The 21,678-nt window shown below is 42.8% G+C and carries 22 protein-coding genes; 3 read left to right on the top strand and 19 right to left on the bottom strand.

From position 1 onward, the window contains the following. Window positions 1-91: 91 nt before the first annotated feature. From lepB to ACO03U_RS02415, 7 genes are all read right to left on the bottom strand, one after another. Window positions 92-634, bottom strand: a complete 543-nt coding sequence (gene lepB / locus ACO03U_RS02445) for a signal peptidase I (protein WP_204685200.1) — start codon at window positions 632-634, stop codon at window positions 92-94. Between the two features lie 42 nt (window positions 635-676). Next, window positions 677-2,125, bottom strand: coding sequence for a S41 family peptidase (locus ACO03U_RS02440; protein WP_423104386.1), 1,449 nt, complete (start codon window positions 2,123-2,125; stop codon window positions 677-679). A 125-nt stretch (window positions 2,126-2,250) separates the two neighbouring features. Next, window positions 2,251-2,472 (bottom strand): YozE family protein, encoded by a 222-nt coding sequence (locus ACO03U_RS02435; protein WP_161868484.1) that lies wholly within the window; start codon window positions 2,470-2,472, stop codon window positions 2,251-2,253. Beyond that, window positions 2,472-2,987 (bottom strand): peptide-methionine (S)-S-oxide reductase MsrA, encoded by a 516-nt coding sequence (gene msrA, locus ACO03U_RS02430; RefSeq protein WP_161868483.1) that lies wholly within the window; start codon window positions 2,985-2,987, stop codon window positions 2,472-2,474. The genes ACO03U_RS02435 and msrA overlap by 1 nt, the downstream gene beginning before the upstream one ends. A 48-nt stretch (window positions 2,988-3,035) precedes the next feature. After that, complete coding sequence (locus ACO03U_RS02425) at window positions 3,036-3,704, bottom strand: YpmS family protein (RefSeq protein ID WP_204685197.1); 669 nt, start codon at window positions 3,702-3,704, stop codon at window positions 3,036-3,038. Continuing rightward, complete coding sequence (locus ACO03U_RS02420; RefSeq protein WP_204685195.1) at window positions 3,701-4,639, bottom strand: SGNH/GDSL hydrolase family protein; 939 nt, start codon at window positions 4,637-4,639, stop codon at window positions 3,701-3,703. The genes ACO03U_RS02425 and ACO03U_RS02420 overlap by 4 nt, the downstream gene beginning before the upstream one ends. A 287-nt stretch (window positions 4,640-4,926) precedes the next feature. Continuing rightward, window positions 4,927-5,772: a DegV family protein gene (locus tag ACO03U_RS02415; protein WP_204685193.1), complete on the bottom strand. Its 846-nt coding sequence runs from the start codon at window positions 5,770-5,772 to the stop codon at window positions 4,927-4,929. A gap of 128 nt (window positions 5,773-5,900) precedes the next feature. On the opposite strand from ACO03U_RS02415, the gene trhA reads away from it, so the two are divergent. Continuing rightward, window positions 5,901-6,554: a PAQR family membrane homeostasis protein TrhA gene (trhA, locus tag ACO03U_RS02410; RefSeq protein WP_161868479.1), complete on the top strand. Its 654-nt coding sequence runs from the start codon at window positions 5,901-5,903 to the stop codon at window positions 6,552-6,554. Between the two features lie 102 nt (window positions 6,555-6,656). On the opposite strand, the gene ACO03U_RS02405 is transcribed toward trhA, so the two are convergent. From ACO03U_RS02405 to ACO03U_RS02370, 8 genes are all read right to left on the bottom strand, one after another. After that, on the bottom strand, window positions 6,657-7,154 hold the full coding sequence (locus ACO03U_RS02405; protein WP_204685192.1) for a dihydrofolate reductase: 498 nt from the start codon (window positions 7,152-7,154) through the stop codon (window positions 6,657-6,659). Window positions 7,155-7,194: 40 nt separating this feature from the next. Then, window positions 7,195-8,142, bottom strand: a complete 948-nt coding sequence (locus tag ACO03U_RS02400) for a thymidylate synthase (protein WP_161868477.1) — start codon at window positions 8,140-8,142, stop codon at window positions 7,195-7,197. Between the two features lie 40 nt (window positions 8,143-8,182). Beyond that, entirely contained in the window at window positions 8,183-10,078 is a 1,896-nt protein-coding gene (locus ACO03U_RS02395; protein WP_204685191.1) for an ABC-F family ATP-binding cassette domain-containing protein, read from the bottom strand. A gap of 254 nt (window positions 10,079-10,332) precedes the next feature. Further along, on the bottom strand, window positions 10,333-12,465 hold the full coding sequence (locus ACO03U_RS02390; protein WP_204685190.1) for a penicillin-binding transpeptidase domain-containing protein: 2,133 nt from the start codon (window positions 12,463-12,465) through the stop codon (window positions 10,333-10,335). 1,009 nt (window positions 12,466-13,474) lie between these two features. Then, complete coding sequence (locus tag ACO03U_RS02385; RefSeq protein WP_204685189.1) at window positions 13,475-14,806, bottom strand: LCP family glycopolymer transferase; 1,332 nt, start codon at window positions 14,804-14,806, stop codon at window positions 13,475-13,477. Window positions 14,807-15,148: 342 nt separating this feature from the next. Continuing rightward, window positions 15,149-15,349 carry a cold-shock protein gene (locus ACO03U_RS02380; protein WP_161868472.1) on the bottom strand — a complete coding sequence of 67 codons (201 nt, stop codon included), beginning with the start codon at window positions 15,347-15,349 and terminating at the stop codon, window positions 15,149-15,151. Between the two features lie 81 nt (window positions 15,350-15,430). Next, a complete protein-coding gene (locus ACO03U_RS02375) occupies window positions 15,431-15,916 on the bottom strand; it encodes a GNAT family N-acetyltransferase (protein WP_204685188.1) in 486 nt (161 codons plus the stop codon). Window positions 15,917-15,982: 66 nt separating this feature from the next. Beyond that, on the bottom strand, window positions 15,983-16,591 hold the full coding sequence (locus ACO03U_RS02370; protein WP_204685187.1) for a superoxide dismutase: 609 nt from the start codon (window positions 16,589-16,591) through the stop codon (window positions 15,983-15,985). A gap of 295 nt (window positions 16,592-16,886) precedes the next feature. Between ACO03U_RS02370 and ACO03U_RS02365 the strand changes: the two genes are divergently transcribed. Both ACO03U_RS02365 and ACO03U_RS02360 read left to right on the top strand, forming a co-directional pair. Then, on the top strand, window positions 16,887-17,693 hold the full coding sequence (locus ACO03U_RS02365) for a DUF1189 domain-containing protein (RefSeq protein ID WP_204685185.1): 807 nt from the start codon (window positions 16,887-16,889) through the stop codon (window positions 17,691-17,693). 151 nt (window positions 17,694-17,844) lie between these two features. Beyond that, complete coding sequence (locus ACO03U_RS02360) at window positions 17,845-18,792, top strand: phosphoglycerate dehydrogenase (RefSeq protein ID WP_204685183.1); 948 nt, start codon at window positions 17,845-17,847, stop codon at window positions 18,790-18,792. A 63-nt stretch (window positions 18,793-18,855) separates the two neighbouring features. Here the strand turns inward: ACO03U_RS02360 and ACO03U_RS02355 are convergent, their stop codons facing one another. From ACO03U_RS02355 to ACO03U_RS02340, 4 genes are all read right to left on the bottom strand, one after another. Beyond that, a complete protein-coding gene (locus ACO03U_RS02355; RefSeq protein WP_204685181.1) occupies window positions 18,856-19,812 on the bottom strand; it encodes a glycosyltransferase family 2 protein in 957 nt (318 codons plus the stop codon). Between the two features lie 124 nt (window positions 19,813-19,936). Further along, window positions 19,937-20,230, bottom strand: coding sequence for a HesB/YadR/YfhF family protein (locus tag ACO03U_RS02350; RefSeq protein WP_204685179.1), 294 nt, complete (start codon window positions 20,228-20,230; stop codon window positions 19,937-19,939). A gap of 13 nt (window positions 20,231-20,243) precedes the next feature. Beyond that, window positions 20,244-20,909 carry a potassium channel family protein gene (locus tag ACO03U_RS02345; RefSeq protein ID WP_161868466.1) on the bottom strand — a complete coding sequence of 222 codons (666 nt, stop codon included), beginning with the start codon at window positions 20,907-20,909 and terminating at the stop codon, window positions 20,244-20,246. A 117-nt stretch (window positions 20,910-21,026) separates the two neighbouring features. Continuing rightward, window positions 21,027-21,656 carry a response regulator transcription factor gene (locus ACO03U_RS02340; protein WP_161868465.1) on the bottom strand — a complete coding sequence of 210 codons (630 nt, stop codon included), beginning with the start codon at window positions 21,654-21,656 and terminating at the stop codon, window positions 21,027-21,029. Between the last annotated feature and the right edge of the window lie 22 nt (window positions 21,657-21,678).

Below are 21,678 nucleotides of genomic sequence, written 5' to 3'. Positions count from 1 at the left end.
TACGGCGGCTGTTGTTGGACTAGTTCACCTCAAAACAAGAGGGCTTCTGGTGGAAGCCCTCTGTCATGAACATCAATCAAGTTTCATTGTTTCAAATGATGTGCCAGTGTTTCAGCGGGTAATAGACAAAACGAGCTTTGCCTATAATATCCGCAGCCGAAATTGCGCCAAATGAGCGACTATCCTTGGAATTGCGACGATTGTCCCCCATCACAAAATAGCTATCTGATGCTAATTGCATCTCGCCAGTTAAGTCTTCCAGGGTAAAATCATTGGTAAAACTATTTTCTGACTGGGTCTTTTTTTCATCTGCCAAAAAAGGTTCGGCCACTGGCTGATCATTGATATAAAGCTGGTCATCTTGATAGCGAAGGCTGTCACCTGGCATCCCCACTACCCGCTTAATATACGTTGTACCACTAGCCAAACGAAAAACCACAACATCAAAACGTTCCACCTGGGAAATCCGCTCCATCACTACCATGTCATTTTGCGACAGCGTGCCTTCCATCGAATTGCCCACTACTGGGACGGGAATCAATAGAAAGCCCCTGACAAGCATGGCGATGGCGGCAGCGATAATCAAATACTTAATCGACAGCCAAAACAAATCCAAGGCTTCTTTTTTTGTCATGGGGCTCCTCCTTTTTTGATGAATCATTTTTTGGCTAAGGAATTACTTCTGTTTATTAGCCGTTATTTCTTTGAGTGCGGCTTGATAGGCAAAGTCTTGTCCTTGCAAAGCTTTAGCTAACTCGCTTTCGATCGCATCAGCTGTCTCGCCAGTGACTTTCCCAGTTTCTTTGAGTTTATGCTTTTTCTGAAAATCTTTCACAGCTTTCTCAGTGGTCTCATTAAATTGATCGTCCCTGGTTTCATAGCCAAGTGCTTTTAAAAACTGATTCAAATAATCAACTTCAGTACCACTATCTCCTAGACGGTATTCTTCACTACGAGAAAGGGGTGGCAAATAAGCATAGCTGGGATAATCCGCCTTGATGGTAGGGGTCAAGCCTTTTTCATTGATCCATTTTCCGCTAGGGGTTAGCCATTTGGCCACGGTCAACTTCAATTCGCTCTCAGTATTTAGCTCGGCAACTTGTTGCATGGTGCCTTTACCAAAAGTTTGCGTTCCAACGATGGGGATGTCCGCTGCTTCATTTAATGCTGCTGCAAAAATTTCCGCTGCTGAAGCTGAATTGCCATCCACTAGTACGACAGCCGGTTCACTAATTTTGAAGCCGCCGTCTAACTCCTTATTAGCCACTGTTTCACTTTTATTTCCTTGATTGTCTTCAAATTTAACAATCGTGTCACCATTTTTTAGAAACATACTGGCGATCTCTTCCACCCGTTCCAATAAACCACCAGGATTTTGGCGGACGTCAAAGACAAATGACTGAGCTCCTTCTTCTCGTAAGTTTTCGATGGTTCGTTGCAGCTCTTTTGTAGTCCCTTCGCCAAAAGTAGTGATTTGGACGTACCCCACTGTTTTTTCTTTAGCATCTAGTTCTCCATGAACCGTTTCGATTGGAATACGATCCCGGGTGACAGCTACCTCAAAAGTGTCATTGCCCCGCTTGATCGTTAAATCCACCTTGGTTCCTTTTTCACCACGAATCTGCGACACCACTTCACTCAACTCTTGGCCTTTAGTGGCTTTTCCGGCAACTTTGGTGATGACGTCCTCCGCTTTTAAGCCCGCTTTTTGCGCAGGGGTCCCTTTAATAGGTGTCTGAGCAATGACTGGCTCTTTATCAACTAAGCTCAAAGTGGCACCGATACCTTCAAAAGAATCCGACAAAGACTCGCTTAAAGCACTGGCTCCCGCCTTATCCAAAAATGTTGAATAAGGATCCCCTAACGCCTCAGTCATGCCTTTCATAGCCCCTTGGATCAATTTGTCCCGATCGACTTTTTTATAATAGTTTTGGTTAATCGTATTGTAGAGTTGATATACTTGATCTAACTCAGTGTCATTAGTGGTAATTGCTGAATTTTTATCAGCAAAATCCATAAAGGTTTTGGGGCCGTCTTTTGCTAAGAAAAAGCCCCCTGCACCAAAAATAATGGCTGCTCCCACGACGGAAAGCAGATAAAGTGGCAGAGTAATTTTTTTCTTCAATCTAAGCCCTCCTTGCCTCTGAAAATAGTACCATGTTCCACTAAAAAGTAAAAGTAGCAATTCCTTCTGGGACTGACTGGGAAGGACTGCCTCCATCAATCAGAGCAGCGGTTGCACGCTTTTAGTTAGCGGTTGTTTTCCAAATATTTATCCCAAATTCGATCAAAGATATCCATCGAAGGCAAATAATCGGTTTCCATCTCTAAATAAGAGGAAATTTCGTGGTAGTCTTCACTGTGCTTGGGAAACTGAATATCATGGCTGGCATGAGTAGCAAAAATTTGTTCTTCATCCGTATGACTCGGACCTTTGACTGCCATCAAATAGTGGTAAAAACTACGACGCATTAGTGCTCCCCCCAATGCTCGTTCATAAACTGCTCTCGCCGTGCATGGTTGCGAGCATAGTTTTCCGGATGTTTGCGATAATAGTCTTGATGATACTCTTCCGCCGGATAAAAAGTTTGCGCCGGCTCAATCGTTGTCACGATGGGTTGGCTAAAACGGCCACTCGCTGCCAATTGCGCCTTACTCGCCTCCGCAGCTTGTCGTTGGGCTTCATTTTCGTAATAAATAACCGGCCGATAATTGTCCCCACGGTCTTGAAACTGACCAAAGGCATCGGTGGGATCGGTTTGCTGCCAATAAATGTTAAGTAATTCTTCATAGGATAAAACCGCTGGGTCGAAAATAATCTCCACGGCTTCTGTATGACCAGTGGTATGACTGCAAACTTCCTCGTAGGTTGGATTTTCCGTGTGGCCCCCGGTATAGCCAGAAAGCACGGAATAAACTCCAGGCTGTTGATCAAACGGTTGGACCATACACCAAAAACAACCGCCGGCAAAAATCATTCGTTCCATTTGAGTTCCTCGATTCTTTATTAAGTATCTCAACGTCTTGCCCAATTGTTAGTCGGTGCTAGAGGTTGTAGTGGATTGACTTTTCTTGTCCTCCTTTGGCAAATATAAACTAAATTGGATCTCATCGTCCAATAAATTGATGCGGTTGGCTTTAATAAACATGCCATTTTCCAATTGAAATTGATCCAATCGCAATAGCATCGTCTCCGCCTCAGTATCCATTTCAATCCATTCAGGGAACTTGAAACTACGCTTGACCAATTTCAGTACTTCTTTTAAAGGTAAATCCAAAGTACCCACAGACAAACTCTTCACCCGCAATTGGACATTGCCGTCTTCCATCACATATGGATCAAAATACAGGTAAATAGTCACGGGAAAGCCCAAAACTTTAAATTCTCCGGTCAACATGGCCTCATTTTCTAACACGAAGGCATATTTCACCTCAGAATCTTTTAAATACTCTTCTAAAAAGAAACTAATCAACTGATTGACTTGAGCCTTGTTACTGGAGATAGTCAAAACCGGATCCCCCGCCCGAACGGCGGTCGTCTTTTGGGTATAATGAGGCTCTCTAATCGAAAAAATTCGCGTAGTAACAAAAAGCCCACTTCCCAAAATCAGCACTACTAAGGCAAGAAAAGCCCATTTCCAAGGGTTTACTTTGAAAAAGGGAAAACGATTCTTTTTTGTTGGTTCCATCTTGTCATCATTCATTCGTTACTGTCCTCATTTCCTTGTTTCAACCACTCATTTTGGGTTGCTATCAGCTGATCGCGCACCGCATTGGCCATCAGTTGGTAGCCGATATTATTGGGATGAAATTTATCTTCATCATATAAGACATCATTATCCACGCGGCCGATGTCAGTCTCATCTTCTCCCACCGTTTTTGCTTCTTCGGAACTAGTCAAATTCGAAGCAACGCCCACTTCTTGATCTAACCCTTGATACAACAAGTCGTTGATTGGAATAAAATACGACTTGGGAAACTGACGAGTAGCGACTTCAGTGGCCTCATTCCAGTCATCCACCACTTGTTGCATATCAGTGATTTCGGGAAAATTCAAATAAAACGGATTGTAGATGCCAAGAGTGTAAATCGGGACAGTGCTGTTTAAGCTACGAATCTCTGTAATAATTTCCGTCACCCGCTCTTGGTATCTTGCCCGTGGCTTATTAAACTTCTTCATCGTTAATTCAAAAAAACTATTGCGAATGACTTTCATCAAATCATTGCCCCCCACCGTGATGGTGACAAAATCAGCATCCTGCAAATTGTTTCGCAACTCTTGGTCTTGCTTCACCCGTTTCAAAATCTGATCACTGCGTTCGCCGGAAATGCCAAAATTATCCACCTCAATCGTTTGAAGCTGATAACGAGACTGGATATCTTCAGCTGCAATGGGTACGAAGCCCCCCCGCTTAGTTTGATCGCCAATCCCTTCTGTTAAGGAATCGCCCACGGCTACATAATGCAGTTGCTGTTTTCGATCTTTATCAGCTTGCTTGCTAGCTACTGGTTGCAAAAGTGGTTTGGCTGGCGGAAACCCCTGATCCATCACAATATAAACAACCAAGGTTGCCACAATCAAAATAAGGAACTGGATCCCCCAGCGTAACAGGTTGCCGCCTCGGCTTATTTTCAGCATCAAAATCCTCTCCTTACTGATTTCATTGGTAAGCTCCGACTGTTTCAATCAGGCCATCACTTGTTCTTTATTTTACCAAAGGATCGACTATCTTTGGGAAGCGTTTTTGAAATTTTATTGATTTTCAAGAAAAAACAGCAGACTTTCTGAAGATACTCTAAAAAACAAACAGCCACACCCCAAATAACCGAATCCTATCCTTTGTCAGTGATGATTCCCCCCAAAAAAGCGGGCAATAAGCGACTAACAAAAGATAGGATTCGGATAATGGCAACTATTTCATCAAGCTAGTTTTCGGTGTAATAGGTCACCGCGAAGGCTCCCTTACCAGTATGGGTTGCGATGATGGGGGTCGTGTGCAAAAGTGGAATCGTCATCTGTGGAAACAGCGCATCCAATTCTTTTTTAAACTGTTCCGTCAGTTCCAACCCTTCTGCATGGGAAATGCCGATTTGTTTGACATTAGGTAGCTTCTGCAACTCATCTTTAAACTCGGCAAACCACTTCATAAACGTTTTATTGCCCCGTCCCTTGACTACTGGCAAAAGTTGCCCATGCTGAAAGTTCATGACGACTTTCATATTCAAGATATTTGAAAGAATCCCAGTAGCCCGACTAATTCGACCACCTTTCACCAGATTGTCCAACGTGGATACGCCGATAAACAACGTGGTATTGTCCCGAATTTCTGCTATCTTACTCATAATGGTTTCATAGCTTTCACCGGCTTGAGCCATTTCGGCAGCACGGATGACTTGAAACGACAATCCTTGATCGGTGGTATCGCTGTCAATAACAGTGACATCCGTCTTAGTCAGATGGCTAGCTTGGCGGGCCGCTTCAACCGTCCCACTTAAGCCTTGGGTCATATGGATTGAAATCACGCGACTCCCATCCTGCCCTAGTGCATCATACAGCTCGACAAACTCGCCAATCGGTGGTTGACTCGTTTTCGGCAGTTCTTTGGCTTGAGCCATCATGGCCATAAACTCGGTTCCTGGCAATGAATCATCATCCCGATATAAAACGCCATCGATCATCACTGATAATGACATCACATGGATATTTAAACGGTCCCGGACGGCTGGTTCCATGGTGCAGGAGGAGTCCGTCACGATTTTGATAGTTGTCATTAAATTCACTCTTTCTTTTAAAACATGGCGTTTTCGTGTTAGAATACGATTAACGCTTATGGAATGACATAAGTATAACAGAGTAAAAGTCTTTTTTCATCATTTTTAATACAAAGGAGGTCCCCTTTATGCAAACCAGTCAGCCTTCACGTAAGTACCTAATCGTCAATGAAGTCTTAAATGCTGTCACTCACGGGATCGGTTGTGGTCTCAGTGTTGCAGGTCTAGTGGTACTCTTAGTCAAGGGTGCCAAGTTGGGTTCTCCAATGCACATCGTCTCCTATGCGTTGTACGGATCCATGATGATTTTACTATTTCTATTTTCCACCTTGTTTCATAGTCTGATCTTTACTAAGGCAAAAAAAGTCTTCCAAGTGTTTGACCATGATTCCATCTTCTTATTAATCGCTGGTAGTTATACCCCCTATTGCCTTCTGAGTATTAAAGGTTGGCTAGGTTGGGCCTTGTTCGGTGCAATATGGGCCATGGCCATCGGTGGGATCGTCTACAAATCCATCACTTTGCACAAAAAGGAGACCGTCTCCAAAGTCTCCACAATCATTTATATTATTATGGGCTGGCTATGTCTAATCGCCGGACCGAGTCTGTATCACTCTTTAGGAAGCGTCGGTTTTTGGCTTTTGGTAGCTGGGGGCATCTCTTACACGGTAGGAGCTGTGGTTTACAGTTTCAAGCAACTTCCTTTCAATCACGTGATTTGGCATCTCTTTGTCATGTTAGGCGCCGGCCTGATGTACTTTTCGATTTTACTCTATACGTAACTCAGAGGGGCTCAAGGCATCCAGTAAAAAGGTGACAGTCCTATATCTAAAAGCAAAACAGCGGGAATCCTCTTGATTAGAGGGTCCCGCTGTTTTTTCTCACTAAGGTTTCCGCTGCCAGGTCTCAAAATGGAAAGGATACTGGTTTTTTTCATCTTGAACCCCGGCAATATCAGATACCAGTTCATAAGGTGAACAATCTATTTTAGGAAAATAAGCATCCCCGGCAAAGTCACCGGTGATGACCGTCTTCAGTAACCGATCGTAATAAGGCTCAAATAATTGATATACTTCTGCGCCCCCAGCGATATAGACCGGTTGTTCGCTATCTTTGGCCAATTGCAGCACCTCGGCTTTCGAATGCAATACCTGAACATTCTCATGTTTCACTTGATAATCATGATCTCGCGTCAGGATCACCGTTTTGCGCCCCGGTAACGGACGCCCCCCCATCCCTTCAAAGGTTTTGCGTCCCATCACTAGGGTATGACCGATCGTTTGTTCTTTAAAATATTGCAAATCCGCCGGCAAACGCCAAGGCAACTTCCCTTGGTTTCCAATTAGACCATTTTCTGCTTGAGCCCATATGGCGATCAACATTTGCGCCACCTCCAATTTTATTTATCCAAATCAGCCAGACTTATACCGCAATCGGCGCTTTGATGGCTGGATAAGGATCATAGCCTTCGACCGTGATGTCAGCCATCTCAAAATCAAAAACTGATGCTTTCTCTTGATTCAACACCAATTTTGGAAATGGTCGGGGGCTACGTTGCAGTTGCTCTTGCATTTGTTGGATATGATTATTGTAAAGGTGGGCATCTCCTAGAGTATGAACAAAATCCCCGACATCCAGCCCACATTCATGGGCAATTAAATGGGTTAACAGCGCATAACTAGCAATGTTAAAAGGAACTCCCAAGAAGACATCCCCACTGCGTTGATACAACTGGCAAGACAGTTTATTGTCATTGACATAAAACTGGAACATCGTATGACAAGGTGGCAAGGCCATCGAAGGTACATCTTCGGGATTCCAAGCTGAGACTAGCAAGCGTCGGGAATCAGGTGTGTTTTTGATCATCTCAATCACATTTTTCAATTGGTCAATAAAGCCACCCTCCTTGGTTTCCCAATGTCGCCATTGCGCACCATAGATATGCCCCAAGTCACCAAAAGTTTCGGCAAATGCGGAATCATTCAAGATTTTTTCGCAAAACTTACGACTTTCCTCTTGATACGCTTCATTGAAGACTGGATCCACCAAAGAGCGATGCCCAAAGTCTGTCATGTCCGGTCCTTGGTAGGCCGGGCTCTTAATGTAGCGTTCAAAGGCCCACTCGTCCCAAATATGATTGTTGTGTTGCAACAAATAGCGAATATTGGTGTCACCTTTTAAAAACCACAACAATTCACTTTTAATCAAACCAAAAGGTACGCGCTTAGTCGTCAACAAGGGGAAGCCTTCACTTAAATCAAAACGCATTTGGTATCCAAACAGACTTCTCGTCCCGGTACCAGTCCGGTCACCTTTTTGATGGCCTTCCGCTAACAGTTTTGCTCCCAAATCCAAATATGCTTGTTCCATTTTTTGCCACTCCTTGTGTTTTACTATTAATAATTCCAGCTTAATCAGCAAATTCGCTCAAATATTCCCAGCGATCCATCTTCTCCTCTAGCTGCGCTTCCACGTCAGCTAGTTGTTTTTGCAATTCGGATAACTTCGTAAAATCTGAGCCTTGATGATTCATGGCTTCAGTCAACTCGGCTTGCTTCTCTTCCAATCCAGCAATTTCGTCTTCGATTGTTTCCCATTCCTTTTGCTCCAAATAACTAAGTTTCTTCTTTTCCTTTGGCTGAGGTGAAACTGCTTTTACTTCTGATTTTTTTGTTTCGATAGGCTTATCACTTGTGGTAGGTGCTGCTTGTTTTGCCAGATAATCCATAATCGAGCCATAGTAGCTGTCGATAATTCCTTGGCCTTTGAACACCAATAGTTTTTCAGCAACCTTATCAAGAAAATAACGATCATGAGAGACGGTAATCACCGCTCCAGGGAAAGTTTGCAGATAATCTTCCAAAACAGTCAACGTGGCAATATCCAAATCGTTGGTGGGCTCATCCAATAGCAAAACATTGGGTTGGCCAATCAACAACTTCAGCAAAAACAGGCGCCGTTTTTCTCCACCAGATAGTTTGCCGATGAGCGTCCCATGGCTACTCCGAGGGAAAAGAAATCGTTCCAATAACTCCGCCACAGATATACTTGAACCGTCTTTTTGCTGGGCTTCTTCCGCCACTTCCTGCAAATAGGAAATCATGCGTTTGTCGTCGGCCATCTCTTCATTAGTTTGGGTGTAGTAAGCCAGCCGTACCGTTTCCCCCACGATTAACTCACCCGCATCTAAGGGGAGACGCTGGGCTAAAATATTGAGAAGTGTCGATTTACCGGCACCATTTTCTCCCGTAATCCCTAAACGTTCTCGAGATTGTACCAGCAAATTTAAATCCTGTAAAATCACTTGTTTACTGTACGCATAGCTGGCATTTTTTAGTTCTAAGACTTGTTTGCCTAGACGTTTAGTCGTCAATTCAATTTCTACTTGGCCATCTGTCTTGACCTGATTCAGATTTTCTTTTAGGTCTTCAAAACGATGTATCCGAGCTTGTTGTTTCGTGGTTCGCGCTTTCGCCCCCGCCCGCATCCAGGCTAGTTCTTGCTTATAAAGCTGTTGGCGTTTTTCTTCTTGTTGACTTAACTGGCGTTCCCGCTCAGCTTTGGCCACCACATAAGCTTCATAATTACCGGTGTATTCCAATAATTCGCCATGTGAGAGCTCGAAAATCCGGTTAGTTACCCGATCAAGAAAATAACGATCGTGCGTCACCATCAAAAGGGCCCCTTGATATTGTCGCAAATAGCCTTCTAGCCATTCAATTGCTTGATAATCTAAATGGTTGGTGGGTTCATCTAATAATAGCAAATCCGGTTCTTGAATCAAAACTTGCGCCATCCCGACCCGTTTCTTTTGACCACCAGAGAGTTCACCAATTTTTTGATCCAACTGACTAATGCCCAATTTTTGCAATATCGTTTTAGCATTGGTGTCCACTAACCACGCGTCTTGTTCATTCATGGCTTCTTCCGCTTGAGTATAGCGTTTTTGAACGGCTGGATTGCCGCCTTCCTTCGCCAAATCGACTAAAGCTTGTTCGTAGCGGCGGACCGTTTGAATAATCGGAGCATTGCCATTAAAGATGGTTTGTAGCACCGTCAAAGTTTCATCAAAATTCGTTGCTTGAGGTAAATAACCGATTTGGTAATCACTGGGCTTCAAAAGGGCATCGATATCCCCATCGCCTTTATCTTGTCCCGCCAAAATGGCTAACAAACTGGATTTCCCCGTTCCATTTACACCTATTAAACCGATACGATCTTTTTCGTGGATCAAAAAAGAAATCTGCTTAAAAAGGGTTTTTTCACCGTAAGTTTTGGTCAAAGCGGTGACTTTTAGTTCTTTCATCTGATCCTACTCCTGTTTTTTTATTAGGCTTTAAACCTTGCTTGCATCATTGTATCACAACTCAAACAGCTTAGATAGCGTTCGATAAAGCATCGTAGTCTCGACGGACGTCAAGTTCACACTAAAAAAGACAAGCTAAACTGACTCGCTAACTAAGCGAAAATTTTACTTGTCTTTTTGAATTTTTTACAAAGTGTCACAAAGATAAAAACGACTGAACCCACCTCTGAGTTCAGTCGTCTATTTGGGATTACTTAACGATCAGCCATAAACAAATCATAATAAGCATCCATGATTTCTTTGGCAATATCGGAGTTGATGTGTTGGTCCTCGCCTGATAGGAATGGTAAGACTACGCTAATCGCAATTTCAGGGTTTTCAACTGGTCCGTATGCCACAATATTACTATTGATAGTGGTTTCCCCATAGGCACTTGTTTCGGCAGTACCGGTCTTAGCCGCTAAATCCATTTTGGCTGTTTTTAACTTGGTCGCTGTAGCAAAAATATCTGTGCCATGGACAGCATCGTAAAATCCGCCACGAATAATTGCCATTTGTTCCGTCGATAAATCCACGGTATCTAAGACAGTCGGTTCAATTTTTTTCACCAATGAGCCGATATTACCTTCTGCATCATTACCGTAAATCCCACTAACCACGTGAGGTTGGATTTTCTTGCCGCCATTGGCGATGGTGGAGACATATTGTGCCAGCTGCATCGGCGTATAGGTATCAAACTGCCCAAAAGAAATATCGAGAATTTTCCCCCCGTCTTCTACTGGATCAAGATTGCGGACTGGCGTTTGAATCCCACTTGCTTCATTTGGTAAATCGATACCGGTTTTAACGCCTAAGCCAAATTCCGCCATCGCATTTCGCAGCTCATTGTACAAAGGTCCCTGTTTTGCCACACCCATGATTTCCATATCTTGGGAATAATTTAAGCCCATCATCTTCAAAACAACTTGTACCATATAGGAGTTGGAAGAAATTTCCAGAGCTTTCCGGGCATCTAAATCCCGATTGGCTTCTCCTTTTTTATTGTAAATAGAAGCTTTCACTGGTGTCCCTTTGATGTAAAGAGGCTGATCATACAAGGTTTCATTGCCCTTCAAAGCGCCATTTTGCCAGCCAGCTGCCAGCGTACCTGCTTTGACGACAGACCCAGGTACAAAAGAAGAAGTAATGGTCCCCAAGGCATGTTCTTGTAATTTTTTCGAATCTTTTTCGTGGGAATACCCCACCATGGCTAATACACCACCAGTATTCGGGTTCATAGCAACTGCGTAAACCCCAGGTGAAACGGCGGCTTTCCCATTATCAATCAACACTTGGTAATTGCGTTTGACGATTTCTTCCACTTTTTTCTGGAACTCACTGTTGATGGTCATCTTCAGATTATCCCCTTTTTCCCCTTCAAAAACTTGTTTTTGCGAGGAAATATTGCCGTTGCGGTCAAGGGTAATTTCCGATTGGGACTTGGTACCTTGCAAGACCTCTTCGTATTGCTTTTCTAAATAACTCGTTCCTACCCGATCGTTACGAGCATAGCCTTTTGCTAGATACTCTTCAGCGTCTTCTTTTTGGAGCCCGGTGGCGGAAACCGTCCCCAAGATACTACGAATGGAACCATTTTCTTCTGCATACTTACGAGACCAATCTGTCCCCGTGGAGATCCCCGGCAATTCAGAGGCGCGTTCGGCTACGATGGCTAACTCTTCATCGCTTACGTCACGATTTTTGATAAAGACGGTGTTTAAGGCCGTCGCGCTATTCATGGTAGTAAAAATCGCAGTTGCTTGCAATTCTTCATCTGAAAAAGCAATTTCATCCTCTTTAACTTTTGCAACCACTAACTCATATTCTTTGGAGCTGTCGGCTTTGATGATTGCTTGCTCTTTGTCTGTCAAACGTTTATAGGCTTTTTGGAAATTGTCTTTATCCGCCAGCCAATAGTCAATTTTATCCCGCTTGCCTAACTCTGCGTCTTTCAATTTATCAGGAATCGATACCTCAATCAATTGATTAAGTTTTTCGGCTAACGTACGCAAATCATCAGCAGTCATCCGACTGCCTCGTGTAAATGTAATTGCTGAATTCGCTTCATTTTCGACTAACGGTTTACCCGTGGCATCATAAATCACCCCACGAGGACTCGAACCCGCGACTTTTACTACCGAATATTCCTCAAGCTGCTTCGTAATATTTTTGCCATTAACAATTTGCAAATAGCCCAACTGAATGATTAAGGCAATAAACAAGCCAAAAATAATGAAAAATAAAAAGTTCAACCGAAAAGGAATATGCGAACGACGCCCACCACCTGATGGTTTCGGTTCACTTGTATTTCCTAGTTTTTGCCAAAAGTTACTTTTGCTTTTTTTCATGTTCCAAATCCTTCCAGACAATTGTTCTATCCGTCTTATTCTACCAAAAAACCTCATTGATGGCAGTAAAAAAACCGAACTAAAGAAATCCTTTAATCTTTTAGCAAATAATGTTTCACAGGTTTCATGAGACTCCTCATTTTTATTACGCATTTATCGATAAAATCAAGTTTTCATTCTTTTATTTTCTAATCATCTGTGAAACAACTAAAAAATAAGAGGCAATTGTGGAAAACCTGCTGTGGAGAACTATGCTTTTGTCTTAGCCTAAGGATCAAGATACCGTCGTTTACCAAGAGATTCTCCTCTAGCAATCCCCTCCCATGTTTCATATAAGAAAGTCGGCGGGACTTGCTTCCGGAGGATGCTTCGGATGGTAGTGGGACTGGTAAATGCCAACTAAAGAACCGTTGTCATTTTGCTAGCTCACCTTAGCGATTTTTGCTTAGGTGAACTGTATGTGATATGCTCCTTTAGCCTTCGGACATCCTTAACACTACTACCCGAAGCATTCTCCTCCAGCAAGTGCGCCCTGTTTTATCGATAATCAATTTATTCCTTTTGCTTCATAAATCCAGCAAATTGTTTTCTTGTAAGGTAGCAGATATACCGTGAAAAAGGTGAGATTTAGCAGAGTAGAATTGGATTGACAGTAGCTCTAAAGATGCGTAATGAATTACTTAGAGTTGTGGTGCTTGCACCACTTACTCTAAGTTTGAATGCGCAAGGCAAAGCTAAAGGTGCGTCTGCGCATACAGTTCATCTAAACAGACACCGTTAAGATGAACTAGCAAAGACAAACAGATTTTTCGTTTAGCTTTTGCCGGTCTAGCTACCGTCAACCCAATTCCTACGGAGCTAAATTTCACCTTTTTCAGATATCAAAATATCGGTATGATAGGCCACTTAATTACTGATATATCAAGCTTTTTGGAGCTTAATTTTTTATAAGTTCTTTATCTATAAAAAAGCTCTGAAAACAATTAAGGATTGTTTTCAGAGCTTTAAGTTAATATGTTTCAGTATAATCCTCTTCATAGCCAGCATTGGTATCGTCGTAATAACCCGCTGCTGGATTGGTTTCGACAGTATTGTCAGAACCATTATCATCGGTATACCCAGGATCTTCGGCGTATCCCGCATCACCTGTATACCCAGCTTCTTCCGTATAGCCGGCATCATCCTCGTAACCAGCATCCTCCGTATAACCGGCATCCTGGCTAGCGGTTCCCTCTTCATAATCGTCGGTTTCAGTATACCCGCTAGTATCACCACCATTAGCTTGCAGGGTCTCTCCCTCGGTCACGCTAGGATCGGTTTCGCTATCAGAATCATTATAGAAGCGATAATCGGCATAACCATCAGTGTATTGATCTTGTTGTGGCAAGGTTTCACTTGGTTGAATACCCAATTGTTCCTTCAAAGTATTCTGCACGTCCAACAGGCTATCCATACCCAAAAATTGATAGTAGATGCCGTTGTACATGTCGCCTTCTCCTTGTAACTGTAGCTGCTTAATCTTACTAAGCGCATTACGATAGTGGTTAGCGATATCTAGCATATCTGCCCAAACTAAATCTGTCTTGGTGTTCTTTTCCACAGCCTTCAAGATTTTTTGATAATTGGTCACACTGTCTAAGGATAGTACTTTTTTTACGATTTTTTCAATGACTTCCCGTTGCCGTTTTTGGCGACCAATATCCCCGTCAGGATCCCCCATACCGGTAGTTTCATCATACTTCCGGTAACGTGCATAGGACAAACCCTTTGTTCCATCCAAATGGTAATCTGTGTCAGCTTGTAACTCTACACCATCTAACTCGAAATGATATTTGTTATGAACATCAATTCCGCCTACCGCATCGATCAAATCACTTAAACCTTGCATATTAATCGTCACGTAATGATCGATAGGGATGTCTAGTAAATTTTCCACCGAATCCATCGCCATTTCCACGCCACCAAAAGCATATGCATGATTTAGTTTATCCATGGTATCATGACCAACAATTTTCGTGTAAATGTCCCGGTCTAAACTAACAATAGTCGACTGCTTCTTTTGAGGATTCACAGTCACTACCATCATCGTATCTGAGCGACCTTGCTCTGTCCGGCCCATCGCTCCAGTATCAATCCCTAACAACATAATTGAAAATGGTTCTTGAGCGTCAATATTGACCACCGTCTGTCTTTTCGTTGTTTTCCGGTCAACTTTTTCAACGATCGTATTAAAGGTTCGACTCGTATCGTAATAAGCTTTAATACCATAAGCTGTAACTGCGGTAACCACGAAAGTTATGACACCCATGATCCCAATGATGATTTTTTGCCATGTACGCATTGGACACCTCATCTATTTATTTTGTGAAAAAATTTCTGAATAACGAATAAATTTTGCCACAACCAGCAACATTCAGCAACGGCGAAATCCTTTTATTACACAACTTTAACATGAATGAAACATATCTGTTACACTTCAAGCGCCTGAAATGACTCACTTTCTCAAGGATAAATAGCCGGATACCAGGGGATTAACTAGAGCTGAGCACCTCTTACTCTCGTCAGCTTACACCATCAGGCTATTTTCGTTGATATAAATGACCCTTGCAACTTTTTTGGAAACATAAAAAACCTACAAGCCTTGTTTTAGCAAGGCTTGTAGGAACTGCTCATCAATCAGTGATTATAATTTTGTCACTTCTGCAGCTTGTGGTCCACGTTCACCTTCAACGATTGTGAATTCTACGTCTTGACCTTCTTCAAGGGATTTGAAACCGTCACCTTGGATTGCTGAGAAATGTACGAATACATCATCCCCGCCTTCAGTTGTGATAAAGCCAAACCCTTTTTCGTTGTTAAACCATTTCACTTTTCCTTGTTCCATGTCTTGTGTAGCCTCCAAAAAATTAATGACCGATTGCGAATCGGTAAATTAATTATAACGAATAATGGAAGCGATGACAAACTATTTTTCCAAAATATAATCCGTCATCACAAAACCCTCCCCGATAGCCACTCGCTGTTCTTTTACAATCGTAAACCCTCGGTGCTGATAGACCGCAAGAGCATTTTGGTTGGCTTGATTGACTCTTAATTGCTGCTTTCGTTGCCAAGTCTGCGCCAAATCATCATACCAATTAAAAATTTCCGCCATCAAACCTTTTCCCCGATAAGCTTGTTTGATATACAGTTTGCTAATGTATAAAATGCGGTCATCTTTTAATTCATACGCCGTATACCCGACCAACTCCCCCTGCCACCTTAACCCAAAGTAATGAGCCCCTGCGGCAATTTCTTTTTCAATCACAGGTATCGATTGATAGTGGATCAGCATATAATCCACTTGCTCAGGGCCAATCATGGGGGTAAAGACTTCCCGCCAGATTTCTTCGACAACGGGAAATAAGTCACTGATTTCATCGTGAGTCTGCACTGCTGTCCGTATTAACATATCCATCAACTCCACAAAAAAAGATGAAGAAAAACGACTGTTCTTCTCCATCTTATTTTACTTTAACTATTTGCTATTTTCAAAGAGTTCATTGACTTTGTCCCAATTGACTAAGTTCCAGAAAGCATCAATATAATCTGGGCGCACATTTTTGTATTTCAAATAGTAAGCATGTTCCCAAACATCCAAACCGATAATCGGCGTCTTGCCTTCCATTAATGGTGAATCTTGATTTCCAGTAGAAGTAATGGCTAATTTACCCCCATCAACTACCAGCCAAGCCCAACCAGAACCAAAACGACCGGTGGCTGCGATCTTGAATTCAGCTTTCATATCAGCAAATGAACCAAATGCTTCATCAATGGCTGTCTTGATCCCGCCAGTAGGTTCTCCCCCAGCATTTGGTGCCATGATTTCCCAGAAGAAGCTGTGGTTTGCGTGTCCACCACCATTGTTACGGACAGCGGTACGGATATCTTCGGGAATTTGATCCATATCTGCAATCAGGTCTTCTACAGATTTTTCTCCTAACTCAGGATGTTTTTCAATTGCTGCATTTAAGTTTGTCACATAAGTGTTATGATGTTTATCGTGGTGCAAATGCATCGTTTCCACATCAATGTAAGGCTCCAATGCGTCGTAGGCATAAGGCAAATCTGGTAAAGTGTACGTCATGGTAAACCCCTCCAAAAAATTGTATTATTTTATCTTACAATGTAAACACTATCAGAGAAGGTCCAGGAGTTCAAAAGATATGCCTAGCATTGATTTTACCAGCCACAAAGACATTTTAGTAGACTTTTATTCTCCTTGATTTTATCATTAATATTTTCTACTAATAATTACAGAAAAGGTCCGATTTCTTCGGGGATTCTTTGCTAAAGCGGTTGTAATTCCCGATAGCCTCGACTAGAATAAACAGTAATGAAATTGCTAACAATCAATTTTTCCACCGAAAAGGAGTTTTTCCATGAAGATGCGTGAGTTATTTACCGCTTCCCTGTATCGTTTCAAAGAACTAAAAAATGCTCGTTTCATAGGTTTTGGGAAAGCCTTGGTTTACCTCATCTTTCTTAGTTTCATTCTAGCCATTCCGATCACGGGCCATGTGTTGTCCCTGTTTAACGATCTCAAAGCTGACGGACAAGAAATTGCCGAAAAAATTCCTGACTTTACAATTGAGGAGGGCAAACTGGCTCCCACTGGCGATTCAGAGGGGTTCATTTACCAGACGGATTCAATCATCTTCACTTTTGATCCTGCCGGCAAGCGTTCCCCTGATGACATCACCGGCGATTTGCTTGGTAATTTTATCAGTGTTGGTTTGTTACCAGATGAAATCGTCATTGCTTTACCTACTTCTGGGATTACCACTTCACTTTTGGGCAGTAATCATTTGGAATTTCCCTATGCGCAAGGCCTAACTCAGTTAAACGGCAACCATCTCCGGGAATATCTATCAGAAAAGACCATTCCTTGGTGGCTAATACTGCTGATTGTTTTGGTTTCCTTGTATCCGGCTTTTATCAACTTAGTAACAACCATCTTGATAGCGTGTATTGGTGCTTCCATTCTGTCAGGGATACGCAGACTGCAGGTTGGCTTTTTAGAGAATCTCAAAATACTCATCTTCTCTGCCACCTTACCGGTAATTCTCGCAGCACTTGTCAGCTTTTTCAGCTTAAGTTTTGATACTTCATTTTTTATCATCTTAGCCAGCTTATTTATCTACAACCAAGCTGCCAAAGGTCTACCAAAACGAGAATCGCAGGTATAACCAAGCAAGTGACTGAAACAATCTCTTCCGATTGTTTGACAAAGGCATTTTCCTAAAACTGGGAAAATGTCTTTTTTGGTATCCTCTGTTACACTTAATGTAGCTTGCTAATCAATCGCAACTTGCCAATAATAGGAAAGGAGCCCTCCTTATGTCTGCTATCATCTTATCAGAACACGATTTTCGTCAAGAATTTCGCGAAAAAATCCATGCCATCGCCCCTGATTACCAATTTGTCACGGATACCCAAAATCTGGACTGGTCACAAGTTATCCTGACGATTGGCTGGTCCTCTGAATGGGAAAAGCCACTATTAGCAGAAAACCATCACCTCTGCTGGGTCCAAGCCTTATCAGCAGGAGTCGATACGCTGCCATTAAATACGTTTGCGAATCAAAACATCCAGCTTTCTAATGCTAGTGGGATCCATGCCCAAGCAATCTCAGAACACGTACTAGCTGCGTTGTTGATGGACACTCGAGGCTTCACCCAGGCAGTAGTAAACCAACGCCAACACAGATGGGACGCTGAGACGATTGATTTTCGTTACCTCGGAGAACAAGAGATTGTCATTGTTGGTACCGGACATATTGGTCAACAATTGGCCCGTCTTTTGCAATATTTTGGAGTTGATCCCATCGGTATCAACACGGATGGTCACCCGGTGGCTGGCTTTAGCCAAACATATTCCCTCCAACAATTGCAACAAGTGGTGCCCACTGCAGATTACATCATCAACATTCTACCGCTGACGAAGCAAACCTATCATTTGTACGACGAAGCTTTTTTCCAGCAAATGAAAAAGAGCGGGGCCTTTATCAATGTTGGCCGGGGACCAAGCGTGGTCACTTCCGCATTAGTCACCGCGTTGCAAACTGGTGTGATTCGCCAAGCAATATTAGATGTTTTTGAAGAAGAGCCGCTTCCTGCCCACCATCCCCTCTGGTCTTTGGCTAACTGTGTGATCACTCCCCATGTATCTGGGGTTGTACCCCATTTCCAAAAAGTCTTTATGGAGATTTTTTTAGACAACCTCCAACAATTTGTCACCGACGGCCAACTCGCCCTCAACCAAGTCTCGTTGAGGGACGGCTACTAACTATCTTTACAACAATTTCAAAAGGCGCAATCCCCGTGTGAGGGATTGCGCCTTTTATGATAATTAGAACGAAGCGTCCGTTTCTTTAGCAACTAGATCCGCTTCCGTTTCTTTTACTAAATAGACCGGGCGTCGTTTCGTCTCTAAGAAAATTTTACCGATATATTTCCCGATAATACCTACACAAAGAAGTTGTAAGCCGCTGACAAACAGTAAAATCGAGACTAGCGAAGGCCACCCCGAAGTCGGATCACCAAAAACTAACGCGCGGATGACGATAAACACCAAAGCCACTAATGAACCTAGACAAGAGATGCCCCCAATCACCGAGGCGATGTTTAGAGGAGCTTCTGAGAAATTCACAATACCATCGATCGAGTATTTAAAAAGACTCCAAAAAGACCAGGATGTTTCTCCTGCCACTCGTTCCCGATTTTCATAAGCTAAATACTTGGTGTCAAAACCCACCCAGCTAAAAATCCCTTTTGAAAAGCGATTGTACTCAGTCAATTCTAAGACTGCATCCACCATCTGCCGCGTCATCAAACGAAAATCTCGAGCACCATCCACCATTTCAGTCTGCCCAATCCGATTCACCAGACGGTAAAAAGACTTTGCAAAAAAACTCCGAATAACCGGCTCTCCTTCCCGGTCTATCCGTCGTGTGCCGATGCAGTCATAGGCTTCTTCTCTAATCAACCTTAGCATTTCTGGGAGCAACTCAGGTGGATCCTGTAAATCAGCATCCATCACCGTCACAAACTCCCCTTTAGCAGCTTGTAATCCGGCATAGAGTGCGGCTTCTTTACCAAAATTACGAGAAAAAGAAATAAAACGCACCGCTTCTGGCTGTTGGTGATACAAGTCTTTGATCACGGATAAAGTCCCATCTTTGGAACCATCATTGACGAATATATATTCTAAGGTTTCCCCCATCTGCTGGTTCACTTGATTGACCGCCTTAACAAACAATGGCAGGGTTTCTTCTTCGTTGTAACAAGGAACAATAATCGATAGCATGACACTTCAGCCTCCAATAACCAAATTATACCATATCTTGGTCTTGAGATTTGCTCAAAGATTCCTGGCTACGAGTAGAGCAAGACTACAAAAAACCGGAAGTCTACAACTCCCGGTAACATGGCTATTCCTCAGTAAAACCGTATTTTGGTTCCCCTAATTTATCATCGTAATCGACTAGCAAATCATAGCCTTTAAAAAACCATTCATCGGCTTCATCTGCAAAAAAGAGCAGGCCTTCTACTGTTGTGCTTGCGATCGGTTTTTCGGGAACTTCAACACTCATTCCTACCGAAAAACCATCATGAACTTGGGTTTTACCATAAACTTTTCCGAAAAATCGTACCCCATGGCCTGCTGGAACTTCTAACTCTTCTTTAAACCAAGCCAAGGCTTTTGGTGTAATAGTTATCTTCATTTTGCAAGACCTCCTAGTCATTCATTTTATTGTCTAACATGTCGACATCTTCGGTTGCCCCAATCACCAACAAATTGTCGTTTCTTTGGACAATCTCATCGGCAGTAGGTGAAACCACAACGCTACCATCTACGCGACGGATAGCCGCTACCGTCAAGCCAAATCGTTGGCGAAAATTGAGTTCCAACAAGGTCTTATCAAAAAATTTGGGATTGGAGACACGGATTTCAGCCAAAGAATAGTCGGCGGACAATTCGACATAATCTAAAATATTTTTGGAAACTAAATTGTGGGCAATTCGGATACCCATATCGCGTTCGGGATGAACTACCCGATCAGCACCAATCTTTTCTAGCACCCGAGCATGGTATTCATTTTGGGCCTTCGCTAAGACGTTGGGTACGCCCATCTCTTTAACCATCAAAGTAACTAAGATTGAAGCTTGGATGTCCTCTCCAATAGCCACAATCACATGGTCAAAGTTACGGATCCCTAAAGATTTCAAGGTCATTTCATCTTGCGCATTTCCTACCACTGCATGAGTAGCAATGTTCATATACTCATTGACCCGATCTTCATTGCTATCAATAGCGAGTACTTCCTGTCCAGATTCGATTAAGGTGCGACAAATGCTACCACCAAAACGCCCTAACCCAATAATTGCATAATTCTGCTTCATAATTGACTCCTTTTGTTGGACCTTCACTTCTTGGGAATGCTAAACGGTCACAACGCATCATGATGTTTTCAGTATAGCAAAGACCCCGCCAAAAGACTAATGACGAGGTCTATTTTCTTACTTCATCAACCCATGCTTAAAGGCATAAATCGCCGCTTGGGTCCGGTCTTCTACTTCTAATTTTGATAAGATATTGGAAACATGGGTTTTCACCGTTTTTAAGGTGATATAGAGTTCATCAGCAATTTCTTGATTACTCATCCCTTGCGCAATCAACATCAATATTTCCAACTCCCGGTTGGTCAAATCATCATGCAAAATCTGATGGCGTCCTGTCAGCTTATCCATCATCTTAGTAGTCACTTCTGGTTCCAATACTCGTTCTCCGCGTTGGGTGGCACGGATGGCATCGGCGATTTCATGAGCGGTGGAGGTTTTTAATAAGTACCCCGCAGCCCCGGCTTCAATCGCCGGATAGACTTTTTCATCATCGATAAAGCTAGTGACGATCAAAATTTTCGCTTCAGGCCAATCTTTTAAAATCAACTTAGTGGACTCGATGCCATCCATCTCTTCCATCACCAAATCCATCAAAATAACATCTGGCCGTAAAGCCAAGGCCTTTTGATAGCCAATTTTGCCATTCTCCGCCTCACCAATCACTTCAATGTCATCTTGAATGGATAAATATGACGAAACCCCCAAGCGTACCATCTCATGGTCGTCAACAAGCAATACCCGAATCATTTGTGTTTCCCTCCATCTATCA

Origin of the sequence: Enterococcus diestrammenae, from assembly GCF_049384045.1 — a bacterium.
GTDB lineage: Bacteria > Bacillota > Bacilli > Lactobacillales > Enterococcaceae > Enterococcus_C > Enterococcus_C diestrammenae.
The sequence above is the reverse complement of the archived record's forward strand: the minus strand, read 5'-3'. Positions and strand labels throughout refer to the sequence as shown.

Coding starts and splice junctions, on each gene's coding strand:
- lepB (WP_204685200.1), bottom strand. CDS start 634: ATGACAAAAAAAGAAGCCTTGGATTTGTTTTGGCTGTCGATTAAGTAT.
- ACO03U_RS02435 (WP_161868484.1), bottom strand. CDS start 2,472: ATGCGTCGTAGTTTTTACCACTATTTGATGGCAGTCAAAGGTCCGAGT.
- msrA (WP_161868483.1), bottom strand. CDS start 2,987: ATGGAACGAATGATTTTTGCCGGCGGTTGTTTTTGGTGTATGGTCCAA.
- ACO03U_RS02425 (WP_204685197.1), bottom strand. CDS start 3,704: ATGAATGATGACAAGATGGAACCAACAAAAAAGAATCGTTTTCCCTTT.
- ACO03U_RS02420 (WP_204685195.1), bottom strand. CDS start 4,639: ATGCTGAAAATAAGCCGAGGCGGCAACCTGTTACGCTGGGGGATCCAG.
- ACO03U_RS02415 (WP_204685193.1), bottom strand. CDS start 5,772: ATGACAACTATCAAAATCGTGACGGACTCCTCCTGCACCATGGAACCA.
- trhA (WP_161868479.1), top strand. CDS start 5,901: ATGCAAACCAGTCAGCCTTCACGTAAGTACCTAATCGTCAATGAAGTC.
- ACO03U_RS02405 (WP_204685192.1), bottom strand. CDS start 7,154: ATGTTGATCGCCATATGGGCTCAAGCAGAAAATGGTCTAATTGGAAAC.
- ACO03U_RS02400 (WP_161868477.1), bottom strand. CDS start 8,142: ATGGAACAAGCATATTTGGATTTGGGAGCAAAACTGTTAGCGGAAGGC.
- ACO03U_RS02395 (WP_204685191.1), bottom strand. CDS start 10,078: ATGAAAGAACTAAAAGTCACCGCTTTGACCAAAACTTACGGTGAAAAA.
- ACO03U_RS02390 (WP_204685190.1), bottom strand. CDS start 12,465: ATGAAAAAAAGCAAAAGTAACTTTTGGCAAAAACTAGGAAATACAAGT.
- ACO03U_RS02385 (WP_204685189.1), bottom strand. CDS start 14,806: ATGCGTACATGGCAAAAAATCATCATTGGGATCATGGGTGTCATAACT.
- ACO03U_RS02380 (WP_161868472.1), bottom strand. CDS start 15,349: ATGGAACAAGGAAAAGTGAAATGGTTTAACAACGAAAAAGGGTTTGGC.
- ACO03U_RS02375 (WP_204685188.1), bottom strand. CDS start 15,916: ATGTTAATACGGACAGCAGTGCAGACTCACGATGAAATCAGTGACTTA.
- ACO03U_RS02370 (WP_204685187.1), bottom strand. CDS start 16,591: ATGACGTACACTTTACCAGATTTGCCTTATGCCTACGACGCATTGGAG.
- ACO03U_RS02365 (WP_204685185.1), top strand. CDS start 16,887: ATGAAGATGCGTGAGTTATTTACCGCTTCCCTGTATCGTTTCAAAGAA.
- ACO03U_RS02360 (WP_204685183.1), top strand. CDS start 17,845: ATGTCTGCTATCATCTTATCAGAACACGATTTTCGTCAAGAATTTCGC.
- ACO03U_RS02355 (WP_204685181.1), bottom strand. CDS start 19,812: ATGCTATCGATTATTGTTCCTTGTTACAACGAAGAAGAAACCCTGCCA.
- ACO03U_RS02350 (WP_204685179.1), bottom strand. CDS start 20,230: ATGAAGATAACTATTACACCAAAAGCCTTGGCTTGGTTTAAAGAAGAG.
- ACO03U_RS02345 (WP_161868466.1), bottom strand. CDS start 20,909: ATGAAGCAGAATTATGCAATTATTGGGTTAGGGCGTTTTGGTGGTAGC.
- ACO03U_RS02340 (WP_161868465.1), bottom strand. CDS start 21,656: ATGATTCGGGTATTGCTTGTTGACGACCATGAGATGGTACGCTTGGGG.